Source organism: Nocardioides sp. JS614 (assembly GCF_000015265.1).
GTDB lineage: Bacteria > Actinomycetota > Actinomycetes > Propionibacteriales > Nocardioidaceae > Nocardioides.
In genome coordinates, this window is sequence record NC_008699.1 from 4640093 (window position 1) to 4663139 (window position 23047).

At 72.8% G+C, this 23047-nt stretch carries 19 protein-coding genes; 15 read left to right on the plus strand and 4 right to left on the minus strand.

What is annotated here, in order from left to right:
• Position 1 precedes the first annotated feature (1 nt).
• The 8 genes from NOCA_RS23685 (at position 2) to NOCA_RS27860 (ending at position 7298) form a co-directional block, all read left to right on the plus strand.
• Positions 2–637 carry a nitroreductase family protein gene (locus NOCA_RS23685; protein WP_011757814.1) on the plus strand — a complete coding sequence of 212 codons (636 nt, stop codon included), beginning with the start codon at positions 2–4 and terminating at the stop codon, positions 635–637.
• Positions 638–713: 76 nt separating this feature from the next.
• Positions 714–2036, plus strand: coding sequence for a M20 family peptidase (locus tag NOCA_RS23690; protein WP_011757815.1), 1323 nt, complete (start codon positions 714–716; stop codon positions 2034–2036).
• On the plus strand, positions 2036–3511 hold the full coding sequence (locus NOCA_RS23695; RefSeq protein WP_011757816.1) for an MFS transporter: 1476 nt from the start codon (positions 2036–2038) through the stop codon (positions 3509–3511). Before NOCA_RS23690 ends, NOCA_RS23695 begins: the two co-directional genes overlap by 1 nt.
• 85 nt (positions 3512–3596) lie before the next feature.
• Positions 3597–4163: a J-domain-containing protein gene (locus NOCA_RS23700; protein WP_011757817.1), complete on the plus strand. Its 567-nt coding sequence runs from the start codon at positions 3597–3599 to the stop codon at positions 4161–4163.
• Positions 4160–5005, plus strand: a complete 846-nt coding sequence (locus tag NOCA_RS23705) for a 3-hydroxybutyryl-CoA dehydrogenase (RefSeq protein WP_011757818.1) — start codon at positions 4160–4162, stop codon at positions 5003–5005. The genes NOCA_RS23700 and NOCA_RS23705 overlap by 4 nt, the downstream gene beginning before the upstream one ends.
• Positions 5006–5109: 104 nt before the next feature.
• A complete protein-coding gene (locus NOCA_RS23710) occupies positions 5110–6201 on the plus strand; it encodes an HpcH/HpaI aldolase/citrate lyase family protein (RefSeq protein ID WP_011757819.1) in 1092 nt (363 codons plus the stop codon).
• On the plus strand, positions 6198–7076 hold the full coding sequence (locus NOCA_RS23715) for an HpcH/HpaI aldolase/citrate lyase family protein (protein ID WP_011757820.1): 879 nt from the start codon (positions 6198–6200) through the stop codon (positions 7074–7076). The genes NOCA_RS23710 and NOCA_RS23715 overlap by 4 nt, the downstream gene beginning before the upstream one ends.
• A gap of 78 nt (positions 7077–7154) precedes the next feature.
• Positions 7155–7298 carry a hypothetical protein gene (locus NOCA_RS27860; protein ID WP_011757821.1) on the plus strand — a complete coding sequence of 48 codons (144 nt, stop codon included), beginning with the start codon at positions 7155–7157 and terminating at the stop codon, positions 7296–7298.
• Between the two features lie 64 nt (positions 7299–7362).
• Here NOCA_RS27860 and NOCA_RS23725 read toward each other — a convergent pair whose 3' ends face one another.
• From NOCA_RS23725 to hutH, 3 genes are all read right to left on the minus strand, one after another.
• A complete protein-coding gene (locus NOCA_RS23725) occupies positions 7363–8373 on the minus strand; it encodes a M48 family metallopeptidase (RefSeq protein WP_041546888.1) in 1011 nt (336 codons plus the stop codon).
• 127 nt (positions 8374–8500) lie between these two features.
• Positions 8501–10168: a urocanate hydratase gene (hutU, locus tag NOCA_RS23730; RefSeq protein WP_011757823.1), complete on the minus strand. Its 1668-nt coding sequence runs from the start codon at positions 10166–10168 to the stop codon at positions 8501–8503.
• Positions 10165–11766, minus strand: a complete 1602-nt coding sequence (hutH, locus tag NOCA_RS23735) for a histidine ammonia-lyase (protein ID WP_011757824.1) — start codon at positions 11764–11766, stop codon at positions 10165–10167. Before hutH ends, hutU begins: the two co-directional genes overlap by 4 nt.
• A gap of 320 nt (positions 11767–12086) precedes the next feature.
• On the opposite strand from hutH, the gene NOCA_RS23740 reads away from it, so the two are divergent.
• The 7 genes from NOCA_RS23740 to NOCA_RS23770 all read left to right on the plus strand — a co-directional run bounded on the left by NOCA_RS23740 (position 12087) and on the right by NOCA_RS23770 (position 22780).
• On the plus strand, positions 12087–13367 hold the full coding sequence (locus tag NOCA_RS23740) for a choice-of-anchor P family protein (RefSeq protein ID WP_011757825.1): 1281 nt from the start codon (positions 12087–12089) through the stop codon (positions 13365–13367).
• A 70-nt stretch (positions 13368–13437) separates the two neighbouring features.
• Positions 13438–14631, plus strand: a complete 1194-nt coding sequence (locus NOCA_RS23745) for an MFS transporter (RefSeq protein ID WP_011757826.1) — start codon at positions 13438–13440, stop codon at positions 14629–14631.
• A 152-nt stretch (positions 14632–14783) separates the two neighbouring features.
• Positions 14784–15140, plus strand: coding sequence for a hypothetical protein (locus tag NOCA_RS23750; RefSeq protein ID WP_011757827.1), 357 nt, complete (start codon positions 14784–14786; stop codon positions 15138–15140).
• Positions 15141–15150: 10 nt separating this feature from the next.
• Positions 15151–15921, plus strand: coding sequence for an IclR family transcriptional regulator (locus NOCA_RS23755; protein WP_011757828.1), 771 nt, complete (start codon positions 15151–15153; stop codon positions 15919–15921).
• A gap of 58 nt (positions 15922–15979) precedes the next feature.
• Positions 15980–18409 carry a hypothetical protein gene (locus NOCA_RS23760; RefSeq protein ID WP_011757829.1) on the plus strand — a complete coding sequence of 810 codons (2430 nt, stop codon included), beginning with the start codon at positions 15980–15982 and terminating at the stop codon, positions 18407–18409.
• Between the two features lie 147 nt (positions 18410–18556).
• Complete coding sequence (locus NOCA_RS23765) at positions 18557–21658, plus strand: (Fe-S)-binding protein (protein WP_011757830.1); 3102 nt, start codon at positions 18557–18559, stop codon at positions 21656–21658.
• A gap of 165 nt (positions 21659–21823) precedes the next feature.
• On the plus strand, positions 21824–22780 hold the full coding sequence (locus NOCA_RS23770) for a PASTA domain-containing protein (RefSeq protein ID WP_011757831.1): 957 nt from the start codon (positions 21824–21826) through the stop codon (positions 22778–22780).
• On the opposite strand, the gene NOCA_RS23775 is transcribed toward NOCA_RS23770, so the two are convergent.
• Positions 22762–23040: a hypothetical protein gene (locus NOCA_RS23775; RefSeq protein ID WP_011757832.1), complete on the minus strand. Its 279-nt coding sequence runs from the start codon at positions 23038–23040 to the stop codon at positions 22762–22764. The genes NOCA_RS23770 and NOCA_RS23775 overlap by 19 nt on opposite strands.
• Between the last annotated feature and the right edge of the window lie 7 nt (positions 23041–23047).

The following is a 23047-nucleotide window of genomic DNA, read 5'->3' on the forward strand; positions in this document are numbered from 1 at the left end:
CATGGAGTTCCAAGACGTCGTACGCCGCCGCCGCATGGTCCGCAACTACGCGACCGAACCGGTCGACCCGGCGGTCGTCGACCGGGCGCTGCGCAACGCGACCCGCGCCCCGAACGCCGGCTTCAGCCAAGGCTGGGGGTTCCTCGTGCTCGACACCCCGGCGGACGTCCGGAGGTACTGGGAGGCGACCGCCGAGGACGTCGACCACCCCGACGAGTGGCTCAGCGGGATGATGCGCGCCCCGGTGGTGATCGTGCCGTGCTCGAGCAAGGCGGCCTACCTGAGCCGCTACGCCGAGCCCGACAAGGGCTGGACCGATCGCGACGAGGCCCGCTGGCCCAAGCCGTTCTGGGACATGGACACCGCCATGGCGGCACTGCTCATCCTGCAGACCGCGACCGACGAGGGGCTCGCGTCGTGCTTCATCGGGATCCCGCCGGACCGGGTGGCGCTGGTGCGGACGGCGTTCGGCATCCCCGACGAGTTCGACCCGGTCGGCGTGGTCACGATCGGCCACCACCCCGAGGACCCCGCGCACCCCGGAGCCGCGGGCTCGCCGACCAGGCGGCGGCGCAAGCCGGTGGCGGAGGTCGTGCATCGCGGCAGGTGGGGGCACGGGGCCAGTCCATCGGCGTGACGCCCCGCGGTCAACGACCGGGGCCGGTCCGAGCGTCTCGCATCCGAGACGCGCGCGGGTGTCCTAGCCTGCGCAGGTGACCCATCGCGCCGTCGGCAAGCTGCAGGCGCTGGTCCGCATCCCCACCGTGTCCGACCGTGACCCGGACGGGGTGGACGCCGGCGCGTTCGACCGGCTGCTCGAGGAGCTCGCCCGGCAGTTCCCGGTGCTGCACGAGCGGCTCGAGCTCATCCGCGTCGACACCCACGGCCTCCTGTTCCGCTGGCCCGGCCGCGCCGCGGACCGCCCGGTGGTGCTGATGGCCCACCTCGACGTCGTACCCGTCGACGAGACCGCGCCCTGGCGGCATCCGCCGTTCGGCGCCGAGATCCACGACGGCGCGATCTGGGGGCGCGGCACCCTCGACGACAAGGGCGCGGTGGTCGGCATCTGCGAGGCCGTGGAGAGCCTGCTCGAGCAGGGCTTCGTCCCCGGCCAGGACCTCTGGCTGTCCTTCGGCTGCAACGAGGAGGTCTCCGGCACCGCGGCCCGGCTCGCGGTCGCCGAGCTCGAGGCGCGCGGCGTGCGGCCGTGGTTCGTCGTCGACGAGGGCGGCGCGATCGCCTCCGAGGCGTTCCCCGGCGTCGGCGCCCCGATCGGCGTGGTCGGCGTGACCGAGAAGGGCGTCACCTCGCTCGAGCTGCGCGTCGACGGCCGCGGAGGGCACGCCTCGACGCCGACGCGGATGGGGCCGACCGCCCGCCTGGCCCGCGCGATCACCCGGCTGGATCGCTCGCCGATGCCGGCCCGCATCCCCGAGCCGACCGTCGAGCTGTTCCGGCGGATGGCGCCGCACGCCTCGCTCGCGTTGCGCCCGCTGCTCGCGAACGCCACCCGGCTGCGCCCCGTGCTCACCCGGGCGCTGCTGGCCGCCGGCCCGGAGCCGGCCGCGATGGCCCGGACCACGTTCGCGGTCACCACCCTGTCCGGCTCGCCGGCGCTCAACGTCATCGCCAGCACCGCGCGGGCGGGCGTGAACATCCGGATCATGGTCGGCGACACGGTCGCCGGCGTCGTCGAGCACGTACGGCGCAGCATCGCCGACGACCGGGTCCTGATCGAGGTCGTGGAGCGCAACGAGCCGAGCCCGGTCAGCCCGACCGACGACGAGGCGTTCGCGCTGCTGGAGGCCACGATCGCCGAGGTGTTCCCCGACGCCGTGGCCGCGCCGTACGTGATGATGGCCGCCACCGACTCGCGGTTCTTCACCGCGATCTGCACCCGCGTCTACCGGTTCGCGCCGTTCCGGATGACCAAGGCGCAGCGCGAGTCGATCCACTCCTACGACGAGCACCTCGGGGTCGACGCCCTCGTCGAGGGTGTGCGCTGGTACCAGCGCCTCATCGAGAGGATCCCCTGATGGAGCCCGTGACCCCGCCCGGACGCACGCCGGCGATCCGGCCGCGCCACTCCCTGCTCGCGATCGTCGGGTTCCTGGTCTGCGTGGAGCTGGCCAGCGGCATCCTGCAGGGCTACTACACGCCGATCTTCAGCGACATCGCCGACCACCTCGACATCGCCGACGCCGACGTGAACTGGTTCGAGGCGGCGCAGCTGATCGTGTCCGCGCTGGTGGTGCCGCCGCTGGCCCGGCTCGGCGACCTGATCGGCCACAAGCGGGTGCTGCTGCTCTCGACCGCCGTGACCGCGCTCGGCTCGTGGATCCTGGCCTTCGCGCCGTCGTTCTCGACGTTCCTCGTCGGCGCCGCGATCCAGGGTGCGTACGTCGTCTGGCTCCCGCTCGAGGTCGCGATCATCTACCGGAGGACCGCCGGCACCGGCCGGCAGAACCAGCTGACCCGGCGCTCGGCGGCGGTGCTGGTCGGCGCCCTGGAGCTCGCCGTGATCATCGGCGCGGTGACCAGCGGCGCCCTGGTCGAGGCGACCTCGATGACCGTGCTGCTGGCGCTCCCGGCGATCGCGGTGACGGCGTGCTTCGTGGTGATCTGGCTCGGAATCGAGGACCTCCCCGGCACCGCCTCCGGCGGCATCGACCTCGGCGGCCTCGGCCTGGTCACGACCGCGATCGGCCTGGTGATGGCAGGGCTGATCGTGGTCCGTGTCGACGGTGTCGGCAGCCTCCTCGCCTGGGCACTGGTCGTGCTCGGCCTGGCCGCCGTCGTGCCGTTCGTGCGCTTCGAGCTGGGGCAGGCCGAGCCGCTGATCGACGTCCGCCTGCTCCGCGAGCCGGGGCAGTGGCCGGTGCAGCTCACGGCGTTCCTGTTCGGCATGTCGGTGCTGGGCGCCCAGATCCCGCTGTCGACGTTCGCCCGCACGGACCCCGAGATCGCCGGCTACGGACTGGGCGCGAGCGCCGGGTTCGTGTCCACGCTGATCGGGCTGTACGTGATCTTCCTGGCGATCGGGGCGTTCACGCTGCCGCTCACGACGCGCGCGCTCGGGCCCCGGGGTGCGCTGGTGTTCTCCTCGCTGCTGGTGGCCGCCGGCTACGCGCTGTGGCTGCCCTTCCACGACGAGACCTGGCAGGCGCTGGTCAACATGGCCGTCGCCGGCCTCGGGTCCGGGGCGCTGGTCGCCGCACTGCCGGCCACCGCGGCGGCCGCCGCGCCGCCCGAGCGGACCGGGTTCGCCACCGGCATGACCAACGCGACCAAGACCGTCGGCGGCGCGATCGCGTCCGCGATCTTCGCGATCGCCCTGTCCGCCACCGGCAGCATCGACGACCCCACCGAGGGCCACGCCGCGCTCTCCGGCTACCTCACCGTGTGGTCGGTGTGCGCCCTCGCCGCCCTGGCCGCCGCCGTCGCGCTGCTCTCGGTGCCGAACGTGGTCGCCGAGGACCCGGAGCCCGTGCTGTCGTCCGATCCGGGATAGTCCCTGACGTTTGCGGGGTTCCCGCGGCCCGGAGACCGCGCAAGCGTCAGGGACTATCGTCGGCGGAGCAGGAGGTGACGACCCGATGCCCGACGAACAGAAGCCCGAGCGCCGCGACGGTACGACGAGTGCCGCCGGCACCGACGCCGGCCGACCGGCGAGCCGGGCCGCGGCCCGGGCCCGGATCGAGCAGCAGCAGACCTGGGTCGACCTGCAGGTGCGCCAGGCCATGGAGCGCGGCGACTTCGAGAACCTGCCCGGCGCCGGCAAGCCGATCGAGGGTCTCGGCGCGCAGCACGACCCGGACTGGTGGCTCAAGAAGCTGGTCGAGCGCGAGCGGATCACGGTCCTCCCGCCCAGCGTGGCCCTGCGCAAGGAGGACGCCGAGCTCGACGCCGCCCTCGACCGGCTGCACTCCGAGGCCGAGGTCCGCGAGCACGTCGAGGACTTCAACGACCGCGTGGTCGCGGCCCGCTACTCCCTCGCACCGGGGCCGCCGCTGATCACGATGCCGCGCGACGTCGACGCCACGGTCGCGGCGTGGGCGGAGCGGCGGGCGGCCCGCCGTACGGTCCGGGCGGCACCCGCCGTCCCGCCGCCGCGGCGGCACTGGTGGAATCGGTGGCGACAGCGGAGCGAGGGAGGGTCATGAACAGGGTCGGTGTGGTCGGCGGGGGCCTGATGGGTTCGGGTATCGCGGAGGTGAGTGCGCGGGCGGGCCAGGACGTGGTCGTGGTGGAGTCGTCCGAGGAGGCGGCGAAGGCGGCGACCGGGCGGCTGGAGAGGTCGTTGTCGCGGGCGGAGGCGAAGGGCAAGATCGCCTCGGCCGAGGAGGTGCTCGGCCGGGTCCGGGTGGTCACCGACCTGGATGCGGTCGCGGATCGTGAGGTGGTGGTCGAGGCGATCGTGGAGGACGAGGCCGCGAAGGTGGCGCTGTTCCGGGCGCTGGACGCGGTGGTGGCTGCGCCGGAGGCGATCTTGGCGTCGAACACCTCCTCGATCCCGATCATGAAGCTGGGGGTGGTGACCTCGCGGCCGACCCAGGTGATCGGGATCCACTTCTTCAACCCGGTGCCGGTGCTGGGGCTGGTGGAGCTGGTGCCCTCGCTGTTGACCTCCCCGGAGACCACGGCCCGGTCGCGGACCTGGGTGGAGGGCACGTTGGGCAAGCAGGCCATCGATTGTCAGGACCGGGCCGGGTTCGTGGTCAACGCGCTGTTGATCCCGTTCATCCTCTCCGCGATCCGGATGTTCGAGTCCGGGTTCGCCTCGGCCGAGGACATCGACCGGGGCCTGGTGCTGGGTGCGGCGCACCCGCAGGGGCCGTTGGCGTTGGCCGACCTGATCGGCCTGGACACCACCAAGGCGGTGGCCGAGTCGCTCTACGAGGAGTTCAAGGAGCCGCTCTACGCCGCGCCCCCGCTGCTGGCCCGGATGGTCGACGCCGGCCTGCTGGGCCGCAAGACCGGCCGCGGCTTCTACACCTACGCCTGAGCCGCGACCCGCCGTGCGGGGTTCGGCTGTCAGCAGCCGAAATCCGCAACCGCTGCGACATCCGTCATACCGACGCGTAGCCGGCCGCTGCTACCTTCCGGCCCATGACCGGATCGCGCAGCGCCAAGGACTTCTTCCGACCTCTCGCGGTGGGTGCCCCGGCGCCCCTGACCGAGATCCCGGCCCGGCCGAGCCGGGCGATCCACTTCTTCGACCCGAGCAACCCCAAGATGGCAGCGAAGGTCCCCGACCTGGTCGGCAAGGTGGACGTGCTGCTCGGCAACCTCGAGGACGCGATCAAGGCCGACAACAAGGAGGCCGCCCGCGCGGGCCTGGTCGAGATCGCCGAGGACACCGACTTCGGTCCCACCCAGCTGTGGACCCGGATCAACGCACTGGACAGCCCGTGGGTGCTCGACGACCTCACCACGCTCGTCCCCGCGATCGGCGCCAAGCTCGACGTGATCATGGTGCCGAAGGTGCAGGGCGCCGAGGACATCCACTACGTCGACCGCCTCCTCGCCCAGCTCGAGGCCAAGGCCGGGCTCGACCGCCCGATCCTGGTGCACGCGATCCTCGAGACCGCCCGCGGCGTCGCGAACGTCGAGGAGATCTGCGCAGCGAGCCCCCGCATGCAGGGCCTCAGCCTCGGCCCGGCCGACCTCGCGGCCGACCGCCGGATGAAGACCACCCGCGTCGGAGGCGGCCACCCGGGCTACCTGGTGCGCCAGGACCCGCCCAAGAACGACCTCGGAGTCGCCGACATCGAGGCCAAGCGCGCGACCTTCCAGCAGGACCTGTGGCACTACACGATCTCCCGGATGGTCGACGCCTGCGCGATGAACGGGATCTACCCCTACTACGGCCCGTTCGGCGACATCGCCGATGTCGTGGCCTGCGAGGACCAGTTCCGCAACGCCTTCCTGCTCGGCTGCGTCGGGACCTGGAGCCTGCATCCCAAGCAGATCGAGATCGCCAACCGGGTGTTCAGCCCCAGCATCGAGGACGTCACCCACGCGCGACGGGTCGTGGCCGCGATGGGCGACGGCACCGGCGCGGTGATGCTCGACGGCAAGATGGAGGACGACGCCTCCGTCAAGCAGTGCCTGGTGATGGTCGAGCTCGCCGAGCAGCTGGCCGCGATCGACCCCGAGCTGAAGAAGGCGTACGACGCGATCGAGGTCGACCAGGCATGAGCGAGTTCACGCCGCTGCGCAGCGTCCTGTACATGCCCAGCTCCAACGAGCGGGCCCTGGAGAAGGCCAAGACGATCGCCTGCGACGGGCTGATCCTCGACCTCGAGGACGCGGTCGCCCCGGACGCCAAGGACGCCGCCCGTGAGGCCGCCTGCACGGCCGCCGCGAGCGGCGAGTACGGCCGCCGTACCCTCACCATCCGGGTCAACGGCATCGGCACCGAGTGGCACGACGCCGACCTCGAGGCGGCGGCGCAGGCCGGACCGGACGCCGTCGTCGTCCCGAAGGTCGACAGCCCGGCCGCGGTGGGCCGCCTGGTCGACGCCCTCGAGCGGTACGGCCCCCCCGACCACACCACGCTCTGGGCGATGATCGAGACCCCGGTCGCGATCCTCGACGCGCTCGCGATCGCGCGCGCGTCCCAGCGGCTGAGCGCGTTCGTGATCGGCACCAACGACCTGGTCAAGGAGCTGTACGCCGAGCACGTGCCCGGCCGGGCGCCGATCCTGCCCAGCCTCCACACCGCGCTGCTCGCCGGCCGCGCCGCCGGCATCGCCGTGCTCGACGGCGTCTACAACGACGTGAAGAACACCGACGGGTTCCTCGCCGAGTGCCGCCAGGGCCGCGAGATGGGCTTCGACGGCAAGACCCTGATCCACCCGGGCCAGGTCGAGGGTGCCAACGAGGCGTTCGCGCCGAGCGACCAGGCCGTCGAGGAAGCCCGCGGGCTGATCCAGGCGTGGGAGGACGGGCGGTCGGATTCCGGGGGAGGCTCCGGCGTCGTCACCTACAACGGCCGGATGGTCGAGAACCTGCACGTCGAGTCCGCCCGCCGGGTCCTGGACATCCACCGCGCGATCCAGTCGCTCGACTGACCGCCCTGCCCGCAAGGTTTGCGGGCCGAGACCCCGGGGGTACTGCCGATCGGGGGCATTCACAGGGAGGTTACGGAAATGATCGTTCTCGGCTTGATCCTGTTGATCATCGGGCTGGTAGCCAGCATCTCGATCCTCACGACGATCGGCATCATCCTGCTCATCGTGGGGCTGATCCTGAACCTCGTGCCGATCGGGGGCACGCGCCGCAGGGTCTTCTAGCAGCTCCGACGCCGGCGAGCCCCGGCAGCCTCCGGGGCTCGCCGGCGTCCGGGCGGGCGTGGCGTCAGTCGTCGTCGCGGCGCAGCTGCTCGTCGAGCCAGAGCTTGACGCTGCCGAGCACCCCGGCGACGTCGTGGACCAGCCTGCCGACGGCGTCCTGGCTCTGCCGGAACGTCTCGGAGTAGCTGCGGGCGGCGGCCTTCGCCGCCTCCGAGACGCCCGCCTGGTCGTCGTCCTGGCGCCGCGGGTAGTCGCCGGCGAGGATCCGGGTGTACTCACCGGAGTCGACCCAGCGGCGCAGCTCGGCCGCGCGGACCACCAGGAACGGGTGGGAGCGGTTCTCGACGAGCAGCATCTTGAGGACCGAGTCGCGCAGGTCGGCCTCGTCGTACTCCTGGCCCTGCGCGAAGAACGACGTCGCGTCCAGGTCGTCGAGGTGGCCGCCGCTGGCGAGCTTCATGTGCACGCGGAACGCCGTGGCGGGATCTTGGGTCGCGAGCAGTCCCGCGCGGTCGGCGGAGAGCTCGGCCTTGCGCGACCACTCGTGCAGCGCCGCCATGATCGCCCGGAAGCCGAGGCCCCCGACGGGCACGCTGCTGAGCACGCCGGTGAGCTGGATCAGCCGCTGCAGGAGCGTCTGGTAGACCGCGTGCCCGCTCATCGCGTGGCCCAGCTCGTGGGCGACGACGAACCGCAGCTCCTCCTCGTCGAGGAGGTCGACCAGCCCGGAGTTGAGCACGATGAACGGCTTGTTCATCCCGAGGGTCATCGCCCCGGGCACCGGGTCGGCCACGACGTACATCTCCGGCAGCTGCGGGGCGTCGAGGGTGCGTCCGACCTCGCCGAGCAGCCCGTGGAGGCGGGTGAACTGACGCTCGTCGACGCGGACGGCGGAGCCCAGGAAGACCAGGCGTACGGCGCGCTCGTTGAACAGTCCCGAGATCGCCTTGAGCAGGGTGTCGAACCCCTTGAGCCTGCGCAGCGCGACCAGGGCGCCACGATCGGCGGGGTGCTCCCACGCGCGGGAGCTGATGCCGGTGAGGGTGGCCCGGGACCGAGCCGGCTGCGTCGTCACGCGCTCACTGTGGCACGTGGCAGGTGGGGGCCGGTCGGACTTCTCGGGCAATCCCTGCACTTCTCGGCCGAAACTTCGGCCCAACAGTTCCGGTTTCCCCGGTTCACCGGGGAAACCGACCGCCGCCTCAGCCCTCGGACATCGGGATCCGGACGCCGCGCTCGCGGGCGACCTCGGCGGCGCGGTCGTAGCCGGCGTCGACGTGGCGGATCACGCCCATGCCGGGGTCGTTGGTGAGGACCCGCTCGATCTTCTGCGCGGCGAGGTCGGTGCCGTCGGCGACGCAGACCTGGCCGGCGTGCAGGGACCGGCCGATGCCGACGCCGCCGCCGTGGTGGAAGGAGACCCAGCTGGCGCCGGACGCGGTGTTGACCAGGGCGTTGAGAACGGCCCAGTCCGCGATGGCGTCCGAGCCGTCGAGCATGCCCTCGGTCTCGCGGTACGGCGAGGCCACGGAGCCGCAGTCCAGGTGGTCGCGGCCGATCACGATCGGGGCCTTCAGCTCACCGGAGGCCACCATCTCGTTGAACCGCAGGCCGGCGAGGTGGCGCTCGCCGTACCCGAGCCAGCAGATCCGCGCCGGCAGCCCCTGGAAGTGCACCCGCTCACCGGCCATCGTGATCCACTTCCGCAGCCGCTCGTTGGCGGGGAACAGCTCGAGGATGGCGCGGTCGGTGGCGGCGATGTCGGCCGGGTCGCCGGACAGCGCGGCCCACCGGAACGGCCCCTTCCCCTCGCAGAACAGCGGCCGGATGTAGGCGGGCACGAAGCCGGGGAACTCGAAGGCCCGGTCGTAGCCACCCTTGCGGGCCTCGTCGCGGATCGAGTTGCCGTAGTCGAAGACCTCGGCCCCGCGGTCCTGGAGCTCGACCATGGCCCGCACGTGCGCCGCCATCGAGGCCCGCGCCTCCTTGGTGAAACCCTCCGGGTCGGCCTCCCGCCGGGCCGCCCACTCCTCGAAGGGGACGCCGACGGGCAGGTAGTAGAGCGGGTCGTGCGCCGAGGTCTGGTCGGTGACGATGTCCACCGGCACCTCGGTCTCGAGGATCCGCGGCAGCACCTCGGCGGCGTTGCCGAGCAGCCCGATCGACAGCGGCCGCCGCTCGTCGCGCGCCTCGACCGCGAGCGCCACGGCCGCCTCGAGCGACGGCGCCTCGACGTCGAGGTAGCGGTGGTCGATACGCCGCCGGATCCGCTCGGGGTCGCACTCGACGCAGATCACCACGCCGTCGTTCATCGTGACCGCCAGCGGCTGCGCGCCGCCCATGCCACCCAGGCCGGCGGTCACGGTGATGGTCCCGGCGAGGGTCCCGCCGAACCTCTTGTCGGCGACGGCCGCGAACGTCTCGAAGGTGCCCTGGAGGATGCCCTGGGTGCCGATGTAGATCCACGAGCCCGCGGTCATCTGGCCGTACATGGTCAGGCCGAGGTCCTCGAGCCGGCGGAACTCCTCCCAGTTGGCCCAGTCGCCGACCAGGTTGGAGTTCGCGATCAGCACCCGCGGCGCCCACTCGTGCGTCCTCATCACGCCAACCGGCTTGCCGGACTGCACCAGCATCGTCTCGTCGTCACCGAGCGTGGTCAGCGTGCGCACCAGCGCGTCGTAGGCCTCCCAGGACCGGGCCGCGCGACCGGTGCCGCCGTACACGACGAGGTCCTCGGGGCGCTCGGCGTTCTCGGGGTCGAGATTGTTCATCAGCATCCGCAGCGGGGCCTCGGTCTGCCAGGACCGGGCGGTCAGCTCGGTGCCGTGCGCGGCGTGGATGGGCAGGCGCGGGTTGGCGGGAGTGGTCACGACAGTTCTCCGATCACGGTCTCGGCAGCATGGAGTACGGCGCCGGAGGAGACCAGGCCGACCACGGTCTCGATCTCGGGCGAGAGGTGTCGGTCGGGTCCGGGGCCGGCGACCCCGGCGCCGCGCAGCAGCCCGATGACGGCACCGGTGGCCGGCGACGGCTCGAGCGGTCGGCGCAGGTCGAGCGCCCGGGCCGCGGTGAGCACCTCGATCGCGACGACGCGGGTCAGCCCGTCGACCGAGCGGCGCAGCTTGCGGGCGGCCGACCACCCCATCGACACGTGGTCCTCCTGCATCGCGCTGGAGGGGATCGAGTCGACCGAGGCCGGCACGGCGAGCCGCTTCAGCTCGGAGACGATCGCGGCCTGGGTGTACTGCGCGATCATGTGCCCGCTGTCGACCCCGGGGTCGTCGGCGAGGAACGGCGGCAGCCCGTGGTTGCGCGCCTTGTCGAGGAACCGGTCGGTACGACGCTCGCTGATCGAGGCCACGTCGGCCGCGACGATCGCGAGGAAGTCGAGGACGTAGGCGACCGGCGCCCCGTGGAAGTTCCCGTTCGACTCGACCCGCCCGGGGGCTCCGCCCCCCAGACCCCCGGTCCCCCGCCCGCCCAGGTCGTCGAAGACGACCACCGGGTTGTCCACGGCCGAGGCGAGCTCGCGGGTGGCGACCGTCGCCGCGTGCTCGACGGTGTCGCGGGCGGCACCGTGCACCTGGGGCGAGCAGCGCAGGGAGTAGGCGTCCTGGACCCGGTTGCAGTCCGGGCCGCGGTGCGACGCCACCACGCCTGAGTCGGCGAGCAGCGCGGTGAGGTTCGCGGCCGAGCGCGCCTGGCCCGGGTGCGGCCGGATCGCCTGGAGCTCCGCGGCGAAGACCCGGTCGGTGCCGAGCTGGCCCTCCACCGACATGGCGGCGGCGATGTCCGCGGTGCGCAGCAGCATCCGCAGGTCCTCGATGGCCAGCACCAGCATGCCGAGCATCCCGTCGGTGCCGTTGATCAGCGCGAGGCCCTCCTTGGCGGCGAGCTCGACCGGCTCCAGCCCGACGGCGGCCAGCGCGTCGGCGGCCGGCAGCAGCGCGCCGGACGCGTCGCGGACCTCGCCCTCACCGATCAAGGCCAGGGCGCAGTGGGCCAGCGGGGCGAGGTCACCGGAGCAGCCGAGCGAGCCGTACTCGCGCACCACAGGTGTGATGCCGTGCTCGAGCAGGCCGGCGAGCAGGCGGGCGGTCTCGACCCGGACGCCGGTGTGTCCGGTGGCCAGCGTCGAGAGCCGCAGCAGCATCAGCCCCCGGACCACCTCGCGCTCCACCTCGGGGCCGGAGCCGGCGGCGTGCGAGCGGACCAGGGAGCGCTGCAGCTGGGCGCGCATCTCGGCGGGGATGTGCCGCGTCGCCAGGGCGCCGAAGCCCGTCGAGACGCCGTACACGGGAGTCTCGGAGGCGGCCAGCTCCTCGACCACCGCGCGCGCCCGGGCGATCGCCGCCAGTGCGTCGTCGGTCAGGTGGACCGGGGCGCCGTCGCGCGCCACGGCGCGGAGCTCGGCGAAGGAGACCGGTCCGACGCCGACGCCGACCGACGGGTGGGAGTCGTGGTTCATGCCCGCCATCCTCGTCCGCGCCGAGGACGCCGACCAGTACGGCGCCACCCACCGTAGTCTGAGATCCGAGACTCGAAGGCTACTCATGCGTAACCACAGCAGCGCCCCGCCGTTGGGCCCTGCGGAGGCTGGTCGCGGCGAGGGACGACGCAAGCCGGGCGGGATGTCCGGCCACGCCAGCCGATCCGACCGAGGAGGGAACCTTGACCGAGCACGCCCACGGTCGCGCCGGCACCGGCGATCTGTCTAGACCATGGGGTGCGGAGGCCGCTGCGCGGGCACTCCGTACTCGTACATCCGCTCAACACGGGGGGCCGCACATGAAGCGACGCCGCAGCATCGTTCTATCCGCCATCGCCGCCGGGCTGCTGACCGCCGCATTCGGCATCGCCCCACCCGCGACGGGAGCGCCCGCGGCCGCAGGCACCTCCGGGACCTCGGCCAAGACCACCAGCGACATCGCCCTGAAGGGCTACGCCTACGGCACCCGCGTCGTCGGGGGCCAGGTGCCGGCGGGGTCCAACATGACCGCCTTCACCGCCCTCGGCTGCGCCGTCAAGACCGGCATCAACCGGAGCAACGAGATCGCGGAGGCCGACCTCCAGGGCAACGGCACCGTCTCGGGCGTCAAGACCGAGCTGTGGACCCGGAACATCGACGGCGCTCGCCACTCCTACTCCCGCAACACCATCGCGTCGATCGTGTTCGCCGACAGCCCCCTGGGCTCACTCAGCATCCGCGGGATCACCTCGTACTCCCACGCCTGGCACGACGCGACGGGCTTCCACGCCGAGAACGAGAGCAGCATCGGCAAGATCGTCTTCACCCCGCCGGTCGGCGACCCGCAGGTCCTCGACATCCCGACGCCGGGTCAGCCGGTCCCGATCCCGGGGCTCGGCACCATCTACCTCGGCAGCTCGGGCAAGAAGGTCACCGACACCAGCGCCGCAGCCCGGTCCACCGCGCTGCGCATCGACCTCACCCCCTCCAGCGGGAGCCAGGTCTACGTCGCCCGCACCACCGCCCAGGCGCTCTCCGGCGTCAAGCACGGCCGCTTCGGTGGGTTCTCCGCCGGCACCGAGGTCACCGCGCTGGACGGCAACCTCCGCAGCGGCCGCAACCCGCTCTCGCTGATGCCCTGCCAGGGCACCGACGGCAAGGTCGACGGCAAGGACAACGCGACCGTCGACCTCGGCGGCCAGGTCGTCGTCAACGGCGTCAGCAGCCGCCAGTACGGCAAGCGGTTCCCCGGCATGAGCGTCGCCTGGGAGCGCGGCTCGATCGCCGAGCTGAACCTCGGCGGCGGCCAGCTGGTCGTCGACGCGGTCGTCGGCAAGGCGACGGCGACCCGCACCGCCACCGGCAAGCTCGTCACCAGCACCGACGGCAGCACGATCGGCTCGATCACGGCCAACGGCGAGCCGCAGACGTTCCCGGACACCGGCGTCCTCGAGATCCCGGGCGTCGCCAAGCTCGAGCCGATGGTGGTCGAGAAGGTCGCCGGCGGCATCTCCGTGGTCGCGCTCCGGATCACCCTGCTCGACGGCACCGGGGCGGTCATCGACCTGGGCGTCGCGAAGGCCACCATCCGCACCAGCTGACGGCTTCGTCACACCTCACCCTGCGAGACACGGCGTCGTACGTCGGGCCGCCGGGCGTTCACTGGGTCGCATGACCCTGACCGCCCCGCGGCTCGACGTCGGCGCCGCGCGCCGTTGGTCGATGCTCGGCGCCAGCACGCTGGCCCAGGCCGCGACCGCGGTGATGGTGCACGGTCCCGCGTTCCTCATCCCGACGCTCCACGAGCGGGAGGGGATGGGCCTGGCCGAGGCCGGTCTGGTGGCCGCGGCTCCGACACTGGGCGTGATGCTCACGCTCGTCGCCTGGGGTGCCGTGACCGACCGGCGCGGTGAGCGGTTCGTGCTGCTCGCCGGCCTCACGACGACGGCGCTGGCCGGCGCCGTGGGCGCCCTGACCGGCGGTACGACGCTGCTGGCGCTCGCCCTGTTCCTCGCCGGCTCGGCGGCGGCGAGCACCAACGCCGCGAGCGGCCGGGTCGTGGTCGGCTGGTTCCCGCCCGCTCGCCGCGGCCTCGCCATGGGCATCCGGCAGATGGCCCAGCCGGTCGGCGTCGGCGTCGCCGCGATCTCGATCGCCGTGGTCGCGGACGTCGCGGGAGTCCATGCCGCGCTCTGGGTGCCGACCCTGGCGTGTGCCCTCGCGGCCGTGGTGGTCGGCCTGGTCGTGGTCGACCCACCGCGCCCGCCGCACCGCGACGGCCTGGCCGCCAACCCCTACCGGGCGGACTCCTACCTCGCGCGGATCCACGGCGTCTCGGTGCTCCTGGTGGTGCCGCAGTTCGTGGTGTGGACCTTCGCGCTGGTCTGGCTGGTCCAGGACCGCGACTGGTCGCCGGCCGCGGCCGGCACCGTCGTCGCGGTCGCCCAGCTGGCCGGGGCGCTCGGCCGGATCGCGGTCGGCCATGTCTCGGACCTGGTCGGCGGCCGGATGCGGCCGCTGCGGTGGGTCGCCCTCGCCGCGGCGGCCTGCATGGGCCTGCTCGCCCTCACCGCCGCTCTCGACCTCGGCGTCGCCGTGCTGCTCGTGGTGGTCGCCACCCTGGTGACCGTCGCGGACAACGGGCTCGCATTCACCGCGGTCGCCGAGCGGGCCGGCCCGTTCTGGTCGGGGCGCGCGCTCGGAGTGCAGAACACCGCGCAGTTCCTCGCGGCCTCGGCCGTGCCGCCGGCGGCGGGGCTCGTGGTCGCGGGCGCCGGCTTCCCTGCGGTGTTCGCGCTGGCCGCGCTGTTCCCAGTGCTCGCCGCCCCGCTCGTGCCCGTCCGCGAGGAGCGCGCGCTCCACTGACCGAGCCCGCCACGACCCCCGCCACGAGCCCCGCCACGAGCCCCGCCACGAACCCCGCCACGGACCTGGCCACGGAGGCGGGCCTCACGGGGACTGCGCCGCGACGCGGTCGGGTACGGGCAGCGTGGGGGTAGTCGAGAGGGAGGATTCCCATGGCCACCGTGATCGTGATCGTCGTCGTGCTGGTGGTGCTCGCCATCGCCGTCGCGGCCTATCTGATGAGCAAGCGGCGCACCGAGCAGCGCCGGCACCGCGCCGACCAGCTGCGGACCAAGGCCGCCGCCCAGGGTGGTGCCACCGACGTGTCCCGCCAGGAGGCCGCGGCCGCCGAGGCGCGCGCGGAGGTGGCGCGGGCCGAGGCCGAGCGGGCGGCGCAGCAGGCCGCCGAGGCCCGGCAGGGGCTCCGCATGGACGAGGCCCGGCAGGAGGACTCGCTGCGCTCGGCCGACGCGCTCGACCCCGATGTCGACCACCGCTCGAGCGACTACCGTCCCGGGGCCGCCCCGTAGTCTGCGCCACATGAGCCAGGTACCCGCCGCGACCCGGACCCTGCGGGTGCTGCGGTTCCTGGCCGGCCAGCCCGACCCGGTCGCCCTGGACCGGATCATGCGCGCCGTCGACCTGCCGCGCAGCACGACGTACCACCTGCTGCACGCGATGATCGACGAGGGCTTCGTCGTGCACCTGCCCGAGGAGCACCGGTTCGGCCTCGGCCCGGCGGCCTTCGAGCTGGGCAGCGGCTACGCGCGCCAGGAGCCGCTGCAGCGGATCGCGCGCCGGCCACTCGCCGATCTCGTCGACCGCACCCGGCAGTCCGCGCACCTGGCCATCCTGCACGGGCGCGAGGTGCTGTACGTCGTCGAGGAGCGCGCCCCCGGCCGGCCGCCGCTGGTGACCGACGTCGGCGTGCGCCTGCCCGCCCACCTGACCGCGAGCGGCCGTGCGATCCTCGCGCTGCTGCCCGGGACCCAGGTGCGCGCGCTCTACTCGCAGCCCTCGGACTTCGTCGACCGGCACGGGCTGGGACCGCGGACCCTCAGCGCGTTGCGTCGGGTCCTCGCCGACGCCCGGCAGCGCGGGCACGCGGTCGAGGACGGCGAGATCACCCCCGGGCTCGCGAGCGTCGCCGTCGCGGTCCTCGACCACAACCGGCACCCGGTCGCGGCGGTGGCCCTCACCTACCCGCAGGACCCCGAGGCCGAGAGCGCCGTGGGTGCGGGTCTCGCGGCGGCGGTCGCGGCGACCGCCGGGGCCCTGACCCGCAGGATCGGCGGCCCCGCCGACCGGTGAGCATCACCCGGATCGGCCCCGCTCGTTGGATGCACCGGACGACGTGAAGGAGTGTTCGGTGAGAGAGAAGAGTCCCGGCCGCCGGCTGGCGTGGGCCCTGGTCGCCGCCGCCGTGGTGGTCGCCACCGCGATCTCGATGGGCGGGGCAGCGGGGCTGCGGCCCGGCGGCCTGGGTGAGCGCTATGCGTTCGCCCAGGACGCGCTCGGCCAGCGGAGCGTCGACAAGAACGCGATCTCCCGGGCGGGCGACCTCGGCGACCTCACCCGGGACCCCACCACCGCGGCCGAGAAGGCCGCGGCCACGGCGTACGTCGACCACGAGCGCGCGCTGCCCGACCCCGAGCTGACCACGGCGCCGATCATCGGCGCGCGACACCGGCACCCGCAGGACCGCTACGCCCTGGCCGGCGGCTGCTACACGCTGACTCCCGACGGTGACCCGTTCTACTTCAAGGCCACCGACCTCGGCAGCTACCTGATCTACGACGCCGACCGGGCGTTCCTGCTCGCCGACGGCAACCGCGCCGGCGAGCCGAGCGCCGACACCGTCTGGGACATCTCCCGGTCCGCCGGCGGGCGCTACTCCTTCCGCAACGACACCGGCGCGCTGACCCTCGGCAGCACGACGGCGTTCCGCCCGACCCGGACGACCGGCTGCACGCCGTACCCCGAGTCCCAGATCGACATCACCGGCCGCCCGCACGCGGGGGTGACGCCGTTCCAGGAGGTCCGCGGCTACGTCGACGGGCACACCCACGGGATGGCCTTCGAGTTCCTCGGGGGCGACGTCCACTGCGGCAAGCCCTGGGACCGGTACGGCGCGCCGTACGCCCTGGTCGACTGCCCCGACCACACCGCCACCGGCGGGTACGGCGGCGTCCTGGAGTCGGTGCTCTCCGGGGAGCCGCACCACGACCCCGTGGGCTGGCCGACCTTCAAGGACTGGCCGGCGCCGAACTCGCTGACCCACGAGGGCACCTACTACCGCTGGCTGGAGCGGTCCTGGCGGGGCGGCCAGCGGATCTTCGTCAACCTGCTCGTCGAGAACAACCAGCTCTGCCAGATCTACCCGATCAAGCGGAACTCCTGCGACGACATGGACTCGGTGCGCCTGCAGGCCAAGGACATGTACGCCATGCAGGACTACATCGACGCCCAGTTCGGCGGTCCCGGCAAGGGCTTCTACCGGATCGTCAAGAACCCCTACCAGGCCCGCGAGGTCATCAACGCCGGGAAGATGGCGGTGGTCATGGGCATCGAGACCAGCGTCCCGTTCGGCTGCACGTTCAAGGCGCTGCCGGGCGGCGACGTGCCGGCCTGCGACGTCGACGACATCGACGCCCAGCTCGACCAGGTCAAGCGGATGGGCGTGCGCCAGATGGAGCTGGTGAACAAGTTCGACAACGCCCTGTCCGGCATCGCCGGCGACAACGGCGAGGTCGGGGTCGCGGTCAACAGCGCGAACTTCCTCGAGACCGGCACGTTCTGGGACATGGAGCACTGCGAGCCCGAGATCCCGGGCGCGCACGACCACAACCAGCTCGCGGCGCCCGACATCTCGGCGGGACAGCAGGACGCGCTGTTCGGTGCGATCGGCGAGCTCTTCGGGCCGCTCGCGCTGCCGGCCCTCCCGGTCTACCCGCCGCCGGACCACTGCAACAGCCGCGGCCTGACCACGCTGGGCGAGTACACGATCCGCGGCCTCGCGCAGCGGCACATGATCTTCGACCCCGACCACATGAGCGTGAGGGCCCGGACCCGGGCGCTCGACCAGATCGACGACCTGGGCTACCACGGCGTCATCTCGAGCCACTCCTGGTCCACGCCCGACGCGTACCCGCGGATCTACGCCGACGGCGGGTTCATCACGCCGTACGCCGGCGACTCGACCGGCTTCGTCGAGAAGTGGCGCACCCACCTCGGCTGGGCCGACCCGCGCTACTACTGGGGGATCGGGTACGGCGCGGACATGAACGGGCTCGGTGCGCAGGGCGACCCGCGCGGCGCGGACGTGCCGAACCCGGTCACCTACCCGTTCACCGGGCTCGGCGGCGTCCGCGTCGGTCGGCAGCACGCCGGCGAGCGCGTGTACGACATCAACGTCGACGGCGTCGCTCAGTACGGCCTCTACCCCGACTGGATCCAGGACCTCGGCCAGGTCGCCGATGCCCAGCACCCGGGCGACGGCGCGAAGATCGAGGACGACATGGCGCGCGGGGCCGAGGCCTACCTGCAGATGTGGGAGCGGGCCGAGGGCATCGCGCCGGACTCCTGCCGCAACGCCGACCTGCGCCTGCCGGTCGACCGGGCCCTGGGGCTGGTCCGCCCCGGCATGACCACCAAGCAGGTCATGCAGGCCGTCGGCCAGCCCTACACCCGGCTCGGCGCGACGTACGGCTTCTGCGCGAGGACGTCCGCGGACCCGAAGGTGATGGTGACCGTGACGTTCTCGGAGGCGGGCCGGGTCACCGGCGCGCGCCGGGCCTGAACGGGGCACTGCCGGAGGGGGTGCAGGAAGTTACCAATCGGTAGGATCCTTCTCACGCTCCCGGGGGACTGACGGGCCCCGCGGCTGCCAATAGGCTCGCGGACACGCCCCCGGGCGGCACATCGAACACCTGACAGGGAGCTACCAGTGACTGCAGTGCTCATCTTGGGTCTCGTGATCAACGCGATCGCCCTGCCGATCGCGGGGAAGCGGGCGCTGTTCCTCTACCGACTGATCAGCAGCGGCCAGCCCGCGCCGGACCGGATCGCGGGGGTGACCCGGCGCATCGGCGCCGCCGCCAAGCGGCAGGTGCTCGAGGTGTTCGGCCAGCGCAAGATGCTGAAGTGGACGGTGCCCGGCACCGCGCACTTCTTCGTGATGTGGGCCTTCTTCATCCTCGCCACCGTCTACCTCGAGGCGTACGCCGTCTTGTTCGCGCGCGACTCCGGGTGGCACTGGTTCGTCTTCAACAGCTGGGGCGTCCTCGGCTTCCTGCAGGACTTCATCGCCGTGATGTGCACGCTCGGCATCGTGGTCTTCTGGGCCATCCGGCTGCGCAACCAGCCCCAGCAGATGGGGCGCAAGTCCCGCTTCTTCGGCTCGCACCTCGGACCGGCGTACTTCACGCTGTTCATGATCTTCAACGTCATCTGGACGATGTTCCTGTTCCGCGGGGCGGTCGAGTCCCGCGACATGGGCACCGAGCACGGCTACGGCAAGGCGGCGTTCGTCTCCTACCTGCTCGGCAAGGTGCTGCCGGACAGCACCGCCCTGATCGGCATCGGCCTGCTCCTGCACATCGGCGTGATGCTCGCGTTCTTGATCTTCGTGCTGAACTCCAAGCACCTGCACATCTTCCTGGCGCCGCTCAACGTGCTCTTCGGCCGCGAGCCGAAGGCGCTCGGTGCGGTCAAGCCGCTGATCTCGGCGGGCAAGCCGGTCACGCTCGACGACATCGACGACCTCGACGAGGACGCCAAGCTCGGCGCCGGGGCGATCGAGGACTTCACCTGGAAGGGCCTGCTCGACATGGCGACCTGCACCGAGTGCGGTCGATGCCAGTCGCAGTGCCCGGCCTGGAACACCGAGAAGCCGCTGTCGCCGAAGCTGATGATCATGGCGCTGCGCGACGCGTCGTTCGCGAAGGCGCCGTACCTCCTCGCCGACGAGGGCAAGCGCGCCGGCCTCCTCGAGGGCAGCGACACGCTCACCAAGGAGGTGGAGCGGCCACTGGTCGGCGACACCGGTGACGAGTGGTTCTACATGCCCGAGGACGGCTCCGCGGTCATCGACCCCGACGTGCTCTGGTCCTGCGTCACCTGCGGCGCCTGCGTCGAGCAGTGCCCGGTCGACATCGAGCACGTCGACCACATCGTCGACATGCGCCGCTACCAGGTGCTGGTCGAGTCGAACTTCCCCAGCGAGCTCAACCAGCTGTTCCGCGGCCTGGAGAACAACGGCAACCCGTGGAACATGTCGCCCAACGCGCGGCTGGACTGGGCCAAGGGCCTGGACTTCGAGGTCAAGGTCGTCGGCGAGACGATCGAGTCGCTCGACGAGGTCGACTGGCTGTTCTGGGTCGGCTGCGCCGGCGCGTACGAGGACCGTGCGAAGAAGACGACCCGCGCGGTCGCCGAGCTGCTCGACATCGCCGGGGTGAGCTTCGGCGTCCTCGGCAACGGGGAGACCTGCACCGGCGACCCGGCCCGGCGCGCCGGCAACGAGTTCGTCTTCCAGGGCCTCGCCCAGCAGAACGTCGAGACGTTCAAGGAGACCCGGGTCAAGAAGGTCGTCTCGACCTGCGCCCACTGCTTCAACACGCTCAAGAACGAGTACAAGGAGTTCGGCATCGAGCTCGAGGTCGTGCACCACACCCAGCTGCTCAACCGGCTGGTGCGCGAGGGCAAGCTGACCCCGATCCGTGACGGTGCCGGCGCGCACAAGCGCAAGATCACCTACCACGACCCGTGCTACATCGGCCGCCACAACGGCGTCTACGCACCGCCCCGCGAGCTGCTGCAGGTGCTGCCCGGCGCCGAGGTCGTCGAGATGGAGCGCAACTCCGAGCGGTCCTTCTGCTGCGGTGCCGGCGGCGCGCGGATGTGGATGGAGGAGACGATCGGCGAGCGGATCAACGAGAACCGCACCGCCGAGGCCGTCGGCACCGGCGCCGACCAGATCGCGGTCGGGTGCCCGTTCTGCCGGGTGATGCTCTCCGACGGGCTCACCGCCCAGCAGGACAAGGGCGCCGCCCGTGCCGAGGTCGAGGTCCTCGACGTCGCGCAGATGCTGCTCGCCTCGGTCAAGGGCGAGATGGCGACCCGGCATGCCCCCGGCTCCCTGGCCGCCGCGGCACCCGCCGCTCGCTCGGAGGAGACGAAGGCCGAGCCGGAGCCCGGCGACGCCACCCAGACGGCCGACACCGTCACCGAGACCGCCGACGTCGGGCCGGCCGCGAAGGCCTCCGGCGGGTCGTCGCTGTTCGACACCCCGGCCGACTCGGCGACCGCCACCGAGGACAGCTCCGTCGCGGAGGAGGCCCGGGCCGCCAAGCCGGCGTCCTCGGGCGGTTCGCTGTTCGACCTCGGCGGGGACACCGACTCCACCGTCGCGGCGAAGCCGACCCCCGAGGCGCAGACCGAGGTGGCCAACACCGGCAGCGACACCGCGACCACCGGGTCGCTGTTCGACCTCGCCGGCGACCAGCCGGCCGAGCAGCCGAAGGCGGCCGAGCCGGACGCGAAGCCCGAGACGGAGTCGAAGGAGGAGGCTCCCGAGCCGCCGGCCGCGACGACCCCGGCCGCCGGCGCGGACCTCGGATCCGGCTCGCTGTTCGACATCGTCGCCGACGAGCCGGCCGCCTCGGCGCCGAAGGCCGCCGAGCCCGAGCCCAAGGCCGAGCCCGCGCGGCCCGAGCCCGCCGCACCCGCGGCCGAGGCGAAGCCCGAGCTCGACCTGAGCTCGGGTGGCTCGCTGTTCGACATCGCGGCCCCCGACCCGCAGGAGCTCAGTGCTTCGGCCACCGCGGCCGCCAACGCCGCGTCCGGCGCGACGCCTGAGCCGGAGGCCGCGGCCGAGCCGGAGGTCGAGGAGCCGGAGGTCGAGGAGCCCGAGGAGCCCGAGGCCGCCGCACCCGCGGCCGAGGAGCAGCAGTCCGAGGAGAAGCCGAAGCCGCCGGCCGGCGGCGCGGCGCACCAGCCGAAGACCGACGTCGACATCCACGAGACCGGCTCGCTCTTCGACCTCTAGCCACCGACGGCGACCGACGGGTCGTGTGCCTGAGCACGCGCCATGGCGCGTGCTCAGGCACACGACCCGTTCCTCGTCCCGGGGGTGGCGCCGGGCTCCGTGGACTCCTGCATCGACGAGCTCGCGGCCGTCTCGCTTCTCATGGGCGAGCCCTAACGTCTGAGGATGGACCCGCAGGCGTACGTCGACGCCCGGTGGCACGCGCTGCTGCGCGCCGCGGTCGACCTCGGCGTGCCCGAGGAGGACGCGCCGGCCCTGGTCCGCGGCGTGCTCGCCGCGCAGCGCCGGCGGATCCGCCGCGCGGAGGACCCCGACCCGCTCGTGCACGCCGCACTCGCCGGCGCGGTCCGTGGCCCCCGGCCCGCGCGCCGGAGGCCGCCGTGGCGGGTCGTCGCGGGCACCCTCGGCGCGCTCGCCGTGGTCGTCGCCGCGGTCGCCGTCACCCGGCCGGACCGGCCGCCCACCGACCACCTCGACCCCGACCAGGTGCCGTCGGTGTTCGGCTACAGCGAGCGGGCCGCCCGCGACCTGCTCGCCGGGCTCGGTCTCGAGGTCAGGGTCCAGCCGATCCGGGCGTGCGAGGTCGCGGGCCGCGCGCTGGGCAGTGACCCGCAGCGCGGCGCGGCGTACCGGCCGGGCGACTCGATCACGCTCTACTCGGCGGTGCCCGCGAGCATCACCTGCCTGACCGACTACCAACGGCGCGCCACCGCGTGGCAGCTCGTCGACCTGGCCGCCGGTCGCGGCAGCGGACCGGTGTTCGCCGATCGGGTCCTCGTCTACACCGAGGTGGGCGCCCCGACGGTGCTCACCCGGGACCAGGCCAGCGACCCGGCCGCGTGGGCGCAGACCGGCGTGTTGGACGACCTGCTGCGGGCGGTCTCCGGCGTCCTGCTGACCGCCGAGCGGCCCCCGACGTACGCCGTTCCCGCGGTGCGGATCGTGCCCGCCGCCGAAGGTCTCGGCTCGTGCGTGCCGCCGCAGCCGTCTGTCGCGGACAGTGGTGACGCGTTCGCGGTGCTGGTCCTCGCACCGAGCCGTTCGGGCTGTCCGCTGCGGCTGGAGGTCTACCGCGAGGACGGCGCCGTCGACGCGGTGGCCCTCTACGCCGGCTCGTCCTGAGCGCGGTCGTGGTGCTCGGGCACCACGACCGGGCGCAGCCGTGCCCAGGTCACGAACACCACGCCGACCACGATCATCGCGAGGCCGGCCCAGAGGTTGGCGTTCACGTCGCCGGTCTTGTCCGACTCCTGGTCGGCGAACAGGCCCATCAGGGTGAGGATCACGCCGTACACGCCGACCAGGCTGCCGATGATGTTGCGGATGTCCAACAGGCCGGCGGTGTGCCGTCCCGCGGTCTTGGTGGGGGTGCTCTCGGTCATGGCGTCT

Excerpts from the sequence above, each read along its gene's own strand:
- NOCA_RS23710 (WP_011757819.1), top strand. The coding sequence starts at position 5,110 with ATGACCGGATCGCGCAGCGCCAAGGACTTCTTCCGACCTCTCGCGGTG.
- NOCA_RS23695 (WP_011757816.1), top strand. The coding sequence starts at position 2,036 with ATGGAGCCCGTGACCCCGCCCGGACGCACGCCGGCGATCCGGCCGCGC.
- NOCA_RS27860 (WP_011757821.1), top strand. The coding sequence starts at position 7,155 with ATGATCGTTCTCGGCTTGATCCTGTTGATCATCGGGCTGGTAGCCAGC.
- NOCA_RS23775 (WP_011757832.1), bottom strand. The coding sequence starts at position 23,040 with ATGACCGAGAGCACCCCCACCAAGACCGCGGGACGGCACACCGCCGGC.
- NOCA_RS23715 (WP_011757820.1), top strand. The coding sequence starts at position 6,198 with ATGAGCGAGTTCACGCCGCTGCGCAGCGTCCTGTACATGCCCAGCTCC.
- NOCA_RS23740 (WP_011757825.1), top strand. The coding sequence starts at position 12,087 with ATGAAGCGACGCCGCAGCATCGTTCTATCCGCCATCGCCGCCGGGCTG.
- NOCA_RS23750 (WP_011757827.1), top strand. The coding sequence starts at position 14,784 with ATGGCCACCGTGATCGTGATCGTCGTCGTGCTGGTGGTGCTCGCCATC.
- NOCA_RS23755 (WP_011757828.1), top strand. The coding sequence starts at position 15,151 with ATGAGCCAGGTACCCGCCGCGACCCGGACCCTGCGGGTGCTGCGGTTC.
- NOCA_RS23700 (WP_011757817.1), top strand. The coding sequence starts at position 3,597 with ATGCCCGACGAACAGAAGCCCGAGCGCCGCGACGGTACGACGAGTGCC.
- NOCA_RS23705 (WP_011757818.1), top strand. The coding sequence starts at position 4,160 with ATGAACAGGGTCGGTGTGGTCGGCGGGGGCCTGATGGGTTCGGGTATC.
- NOCA_RS23770 (WP_011757831.1), top strand. The coding sequence starts at position 21,824 with ATGGACCCGCAGGCGTACGTCGACGCCCGGTGGCACGCGCTGCTGCGC.
- NOCA_RS23745 (WP_011757826.1), top strand. The coding sequence starts at position 13,438 with ATGACCCTGACCGCCCCGCGGCTCGACGTCGGCGCCGCGCGCCGTTGG.
- NOCA_RS23685 (WP_011757814.1), top strand. The coding sequence starts at position 2 with ATGGAGTTCCAAGACGTCGTACGCCGCCGCCGCATGGTCCGCAACTAC.
- hutH (WP_011757824.1), bottom strand. The coding sequence starts at position 11,766 with ATGAACCACGACTCCCACCCGTCGGTCGGCGTCGGCGTCGGACCGGTC.